Source organism: Streptomyces botrytidirepellens (assembly GCF_003721215.1).
Lineage (GTDB): Bacteria > Actinomycetota > Actinomycetes > Streptomycetales > Streptomycetaceae > Streptomyces > Streptomyces himastatinicus.
The window spans coordinates 1-1,458 of record NZ_RIBZ01000463.1; the positions used below are offsets into that span (position 1 = coordinate 1).

Consider the following 1,458-nt stretch of genomic DNA (forward strand, 5'->3'; position numbering starts at 1 on the left):
GCGCCGGTCGCGGCGGCGGGCGGGGCGGGCGGGAGCCCGGCGCCGGGCGGGCCCGCCGGGAGGATCTTGGTGGGCAGGACGACGACGGCGGCGATCCCGCCCGGCTGCTGCTCGCGCAGCGACACCCTTACGCCGTGCCGTGCGGCGAGCCGGGTCACCACGTACAGGCCGAGCCCCAGCGGATCGTCCGGCTGGGGGCCCTGGCAGTACTCGGGGACCTTGTCGGCGAGCCGTTCGTTCAGTTCCGCGAGGCGCTCGGGCGTCATGCCGATGCCCTCGTCCTGGACGGACAGCATGACCTCGCCGCTCTCCAGCAGCCAGCCGGACACCTGCACCGCCACGTCCGGCGGCGAGAACGCCGTGGCGTTCTCCAGCAGTTCGGCGATCAGATGGCTGATGCTGTCCGCGGCGAACCCGGCCACCTGGGCGTGCGGCGGCAGCGACTGGAGGTGCACCCGGTCGTACCGCTCGACCTCGCTGATCGAGGCGCGCAGCACGTCCAGCAGCGGCACCGGGCCGGGGTGGTTCGCCTGGTGCTCGGAGCCCGCGACGATCAGCAGGTTTTCGCCGTAGCGGCGCATGCCGGTGGCCAGGTGGTCGAGCTGGAAGAGCGTTTCGAGCCGGTCGGGATCCTGCTCCTGCTCCTCCATGGACTCGATGATCGCCAGCTGGCGTTCGATCAGGCCGAGGCTGCGCAGCGCCAGGTTGACGAAGCTGCTGTGGACCCGGGCGCGCAGCCCCTCCAGCCGGGTGGCGACCGCGTCCCGTTCGGCGCGCAGCCCGTCCGCCTCGTCGGCCAGCCGCTGCCGCTCACCGGCCAGCCGGGTGCGGTCGCCGTCGAGCCGGGTCAGGCGCTCGTGGTGCCGCAGCGCGGCCTGGTGGAGGTCGTTGACGGCCCGTACGGCGTCGGCGAACTCGTCGTTGCGGCCCTTGAAGGCGATCGGCTCCTCGGCGGCCGGGTCGGCGGCGACCCGGCGGGCGCCGAGCCGCAGCGCGGCCAGCGGGCGGGTCATCGAGCGGGCGCTGTGGATGCTGGTGCCGAGGGCGAGCAGCAGACAGGCACCGGCCAGGGCGATGCTCACCTCGAGGGCGGTGACGTCGTCGTCGCGCAGCTGCCCGAGCCGGGTGACCTCGGCGGAGGCGAGCGCGGACTCGGCGCCGCGCATCCGGTCGATGCGGGCGGTCAGGGCGGTTTCGAGGCGGCTCTTGTTGACGAACAGGTCCTGGCCGGAGAGGCGGGGCTGATCGGTGAGCCGGTCGAGGTAGCGCTCGGCGGTGGTGACCTCGGTGCCGTTGACGGTGCGGCCGTAGGCGTCGCGCGCGGAGGCCGGGGCGAGCTGCTGGAAGTCGGCGAGCGCGGACTGCTCCCGCACCTCGGTGCGCTGGGCGGCCGCGGTCAGCCGGGACCGGCCGCCGCGGTCGGCGAGCGCGGCGAGCAGCAGCCCGCGGGTGGCGGAC

Annotated in this window: 1 protein-coding gene; it reads right to left on the minus strand. The window is 74.9% G+C overall.

What is annotated here, in order from left to right; genetic code table 11:
- Nucleotides 1-1,458 (minus strand): sensor histidine kinase (locus tag EEJ42_RS31620; protein WP_123105296.1); only part of this gene is annotated, 1,458 nt, incomplete at both ends.